Consider the following 5,074-nt stretch of genomic DNA (forward strand, 5'->3'; position numbering starts at 1 on the left):
CGGGTTCGGCGGGGTCATTGACGGCGCTGCGGGTGGCGTTGGCGGTGGCGGGGACGGTGCTCATGGGCCGACTCCGGCCGCTCCGGCCGGGAGCAGCACCGCGTCCTCGGCGGCGAAGTGCACGGTCACGGGGTCGCCGAGGGCCGGGGGCTCGCGCAGTTCGCGGAGGTCGGCCATGACGTGGTGGCCGTCGACGTCGGCGTGGACGCGGTGGGTGGAGCCGCGCCACTGAACCTCGGTGACGCTGCCGGTGAGTGCGTTGGGCCCGTCGCCGAGGCCGACCAGGTGCGGCCGGACGCAGAGGGTGGCGGTGGCGCCGGGGGCCGCGGTGCCGGTCGGGACGGCGAGGGGGTGGCCGCCGAGGTCGACGCCACCGTCGCCCGTGACGGTGACGGGGAGGAGGTTGGCGTTGCCGACGAACGAGGCGGTGAACTCCGTACGGGGCCGGCGGTAGAGCTCCTCGGGGGTGCCGCAGTCCTGGAGCCGGGCGCGGTCCATGACGGCGATCCGGTCGGCGAGGGTGAGGGCCTCGACCTGGTCGTGGGTGACATACAGGATGGAGACGTCCGGCAACTCACGGTGCAGTCGGGCCAGTTCGGCGAGCATGCCGGAGCGGAGCCGGGCGTCGAGGGCGGAGAGCGGTTCGTCGAGGAGCAGGACGCCGGGGCGGATGGCGAGCGCGCGGGCGATGGCGACGCGCTGCTGCTGGCCGCCGGACAGTTCGCGCGGGTGGCGCTCGCCGTACGCGGCCATGCCGACGAGTTCGAGGGCCTCGGTGACCCGGCCGGGGATCTCGGCCTTCGGGGTGCGGTGGGCCTTGAGCCCGAAGGCCACGTTGTCCTTGACCTTGAGGTGCGGGAAGAGGGCGTACTGCTGGACGACCATGCCGATGCCCCGCCGGTGCGGGGGCAGGGCGGTGACGTCCCGGTCCCCGAGGAACACCCGCCCGGAGGCGGGCCGGACGAAGCCGGCGACGGCGCGCAGGGCGGTGGTCTTGCCCGAGCCGGAGGGTCCGAGGAGGGCCATCACCTCGCCGGGTTCGACGGTGAGGTCGAGCCGGTCGAGGACGACGTTCCCGCCGTACGCGACGGTGACGCCGTCGAAGCGGATGCCGCTGGGGGCGGCGGGGGCGGACCGGCCCGGGACGGGCGCGGCGGGTGCCGGGGCGCTCACGTCTCGGCCCGCGCGATGAGGTCGGGGAGCTCGGCGACGGACCCGAGCACGTGGGTCGCGCCGTGCCGGGTCAGCTGGTCCTTCTCGTGGGCGCCGGTGAGGACCCCGGCGACGATCCCGGCGCCGGAGCGTACCCCGCTGAGCATGTCGTACGAGGTGTCGCCGGCCACCACGGTCCGCCGGACGTCGGCCACGGCCCCGGTGCGCAGGAAGGCGGCCAGCACCATGTCCGGGTAGGGCCGGCCCCGGCCGCCCGCGTCGGCGGGGCAGAGGGTGAGCGGGACGAGGTCCTGCCAGCCGAGGGCGGTGAGGATGGCGTCCTGGGTGGTGCGGGCGAAGCCGGTGGTCAGGACGACGGTGCGGCCCTCGGAGGTGAGCCTTTCGACGGCCTCGCGGGCGCCGGGGACCGGGGCGACGAGCCCGTCGGCGACGCGTTCCCCGTACGCCTCCTCGAAGGCGAGGTTGGCGTGCTGGGCCTGGTCCTCCGCGCCGAAGAGGTGCCGGAAGACGGAGATCTTGGACTCGCCCATGGTGGCGCGCACGTAGGCGAGTTGGCGGGCGTGCTCGTCGGATCCGGGGCGTACGCCGAGGCGTTGGGCTGCGGCGGAGAAGGCCTGCTCGACGAGGCCGCCGTCGGCGACGGTGGTCCCGGCCATGTCGAGGACGACGAGACCGAAGAGGTGGCCCGTGATCGGTGTCGCTGAAGTCATGTGGTTCACCAGCCCAGTTGGTCGGCGGTCGTTTCGGCGATGGCGGGCGAGCACGTCATGCCGCGCCCGCCGGGCCCGGTGACGAGCCAGACCCCGTCGCGCACCTGCTGCCGGTGGACGACGCGAGAGGTGTCGGTGCACTGGGCGTAGACGCCCGCCCAGCGGTGGCGGACGCGGGGCAGCGGGCGGCCGAGGAAGGCCTCGACGACCCGGGCGAGGTGCTCGTAGGGCTCCTCGACGGTGTCGAAGGCGAAGGGGTGCTCGTACGCGTGGGTGTCGCCGATGGTCAGCCCGCCGTCGCTCCGCTGCACCATGAGGAGCTGCATGCGGTGCTCGGCGGCGACCGGGTCCTGGGGCTGTCCGGCGTTGAGGGCGTCGAGCGCCCCGCCCCGGTAGGCGGGGTAGTAGCGGAAGCTGTCGGCGTCGGCGACGGAGGTGGTGAGGGGTTCGCCGAGCGGGTCGGTCTGCATCATCTGGAGGCGGACGCGGCGCACGGGCAGCTCGGGCCCGGCGAGTTCGCGGACGAGCCCGCCGAGCCAGGCGCCGGTCGCGAGGATCACGGCGTCGCCGGTGTGGACGTCGCCGTGGTCGTCGCGCACCGAGGCGGCACCGACGACGTCCCGCACTTCGCGGCCGCCGAGGTAGGTGTAGCGCCCGGAGGCCAGCAGCTCTTCCTTCAGGGCGAGTTGGGCGGTTCGGGGTTCGACCGCCGCGTCCCGCTCGCACCACAGGGCCGCGGTGAACGCGCCGCGCAGGGCCGGGTTGAGCGCACGGGCCTCGTCGGCGGTGAGCAGCTTGTGACCGCGCGCCGCCGCGTCGGGCCGGGCGAGCGCCGCCTCGGCGACGGCGACCTCGCGTGCGGTACGCAGCGGGGTGAGCGAACCGCAGGCCCGGAAGCCGAGTCCCGGCACCCGCTCCCCGATGGACTCCCACAGCTCACGGGCGCGCAGGGCGGTTTCCAGCTCCTCGCCACCGGCCCGCCCGCTGATCCATATCTGTCCGAAATTGCGGAGCGATGCCCCGCGCGCCTCACTCTCGCGCTCGATCTGTACGACCTCGTGGCCGCGGCTGACTGCGTGCCAGGCGTGCATGGTTCCCACCACGCCGGCTCCTACGACGATGACTCTCACGACGGCCACGCTCCTCGGGACGGGTGTCCCGCACACGTCCGGTCACCGACGGGGCGGTGAACGGCCCCGCAAGTTTGGACCAGACCCGTTACGTTTTCGTTATCAGTGGGGCGGTGGGGCGACCGGGTGGTGCGTGCCCTCTCAGCCCTGCCCTTCGCCTCGCAGATGGGCGGAGAAGGAGAAGCGGTCGCCCCGGAACAGGGTCCGCACGCGCTCCAGCGGCCGGCCGCCGGTGTCCCGGGACAGCCGGTGGATCAGGAGCATCGGCAGGGCGGGCGGGGTCCCGATGAGCAGGGCCTCGCGGGGAGTCGCGAGGACGGTCTCGATCCGCTCGTCGGCGTCGCCGAAGGCGATCCCGAGGCGGTCGCGGAGGTAGGCGTAGAAGGAGGAGTCCGGGTCGAACCGTGTGTCCAGGTCCGGGACGCGGGCGACGCCGACGTACGTGCTCTCCAGGCCGACGCGTTCGTCGTCGGCGAGCAGCACCCGCTCCAGGTGCCAGACCGGCTCGCCCCGCTCGACCGCGATCTCGGCGGCGAGCGCCTCGGGGCAGGGGAAGCGGTCCAGGCCGATGAGGTGGCGGCCGGGCCGCCTGCCCTGGCGGCGGACGCCTTCGGTGTAGCTGGCCAGCGAGAGCGGCTGCTCCAGCTTGGGCCCGGCGACGACGGTGCCACGCCCCTGCCGGCGCAGCCGCCCTTCCAGGAGGAGTTCACGCAGGGCCTGCCGGACGGTCTCGCGCGAGACCTCGTGCCGCTGGGCCAGCTCCCGCTCGGTGGGCAGGAGCCCGCCCTCGCCCAACTCGTCCAGCAGCACCGCGATACGGGCCTTGACCGCGTAGTACTTCGGGATACGGCCGTGCTCGGGGATGCCGGAGCGGATCGGTGCGCCAGGTGCCTGGTCGTTCGGGTAGTCCACGGCCCGATGGTTGCAGATGCGGGTGAACAGGCCGGTACGGGGAGCGCTCCGGCTGCCGCCGGCCCCGTGAGGCGGGCCGGCAGCCACCTGTCAGCCGGTGGCGCGGCGGGCCCGGCGGGCGTGTCGCACCAGGGCGGCCCCGCCGAGCAGGAACACCCCGGCGGTGACCCCGGTCCAGGGCAGCAACGCCGTTCCGGTGCGGGCGAGTTCGGGGAGCGGGCGGCCCGGTCCGTCGCGGGGCGGGAGTCCGGGGCGCTCTTCGCCGCCGTCGTCCCCTCGGCCCGGCGGCCGGGTGCCGGAGTCACGGTCCCCGCCTGGGTCCGTACGGGAGCCGTCGGGGGTGCCGGGCCGCTCCGTGCGGGTGCCGGCCCCGGGGTCGGTGCGCTCGGGGTCGGTGCGCTCGGGGTCGGGACGGTCCGACCGGGAATCCTCCGGCCGGGGGCGTTCCGGTTCGCGGACGCCGCCCGTGGCGCCGTCGACGATCACGAAGGGGTACTCCTCCGACTCCCCCACCCATTCACCGTCCTCGCGCCCGCCGCCCTTGGCCTTGTCCTGGTGGCGGCGCTGGACGACGGCGGCGTGGGCGGTGACCGGGCCGGGGCCGGTGTCCGAGGTGAAGGCCATCCGGACGCGTACGGAGACGGTCTTTCCGGCGGGAACGGTGAACCCGAGGAACGCCTCACCGGAGCCGGTGGCGCCCGCGCTGCTCGACGCCGCCCTCTCGCCCTCCTCGCCTTCCTCCACCGCCTCGCCCTCCTCGCCGCCGAAGACGCCAATCTGCTCGTCGCGGTCGGTGCGCTCCCAGGTGACCCGGTGTTCGGTCCCGGGGCGGCCGGGCTCGGAGAACTCCAGCTGGATCTGGTCCGACGTCAGCCCGCGGTCGCGGTCGGAGAGGACGAGGACCGGGTGCAGCGCCCGGCAGGTCGTGTCAGTGGTGTTGGTGAGGTCGAGGAACCAGGTGCCGTAACCGCCGCCGGAGGCGTACCGGTCCGGGGCGTCCTGGATCCGGGCCTCGATGGGGAACTCCTTGGCGTCCGGGTCACCGCAGGCGGGCTGCTCATCGGCGGCTAAGGAGGCGGGGGCGGGCACGTCCGGCAGGGCGGCGGCCTGCGGGCCGCCCAGGAGCGCCGCGGGCACCGCGACGCCGGC

At 74.8% G+C, this 5,074-nt stretch carries 5 protein-coding genes; all 5 read right to left on the reverse strand.

Annotation, left to right across the window (positions count from 1 at the left end):
* Positions 1-60: 60 nt before the first annotated feature.
* Positions 61-1,173, reverse strand: coding sequence for an ABC transporter ATP-binding protein (locus B9S58_RS03535; RefSeq protein WP_103530686.1), 1,113 nt, complete (start codon positions 1,171-1,173; stop codon positions 61-63).
* On the reverse strand, positions 1,170-1,883 hold the full coding sequence (locus B9S58_RS03540; RefSeq protein WP_103530687.1) for a phosphonatase-like hydrolase: 714 nt from the start codon (positions 1,881-1,883) through the stop codon (positions 1,170-1,172). Before B9S58_RS03540 ends, B9S58_RS03535 begins: the two co-directional genes overlap by 4 nt.
* Positions 1,884-1,888: 5 nt before the next feature.
* Complete coding sequence (locus B9S58_RS03545) at positions 1,889-3,013, reverse strand: TIGR03364 family FAD-dependent oxidoreductase (RefSeq protein WP_103530688.1); 1,125 nt, start codon at positions 3,011-3,013, stop codon at positions 1,889-1,891.
* A gap of 141 nt (positions 3,014-3,154) precedes the next feature.
* Positions 3,155-3,925: a GntR family transcriptional regulator gene (locus B9S58_RS03550; protein ID WP_103530689.1), complete on the reverse strand. Its 771-nt coding sequence runs from the start codon at positions 3,923-3,925 to the stop codon at positions 3,155-3,157.
* A gap of 90 nt (positions 3,926-4,015) precedes the next feature.
* A partial coding sequence (locus B9S58_RS03555; protein WP_103530690.1) for a peptidase occupies positions 4,016-5,074 on the reverse strand: 1,059 nt, incomplete at its 5' end.

This window comes from Streptomyces sp. SM11 (genome assembly GCF_002910905.1).
GTDB lineage: Bacteria > Actinomycetota > Actinomycetes > Streptomycetales > Streptomycetaceae > Streptomyces.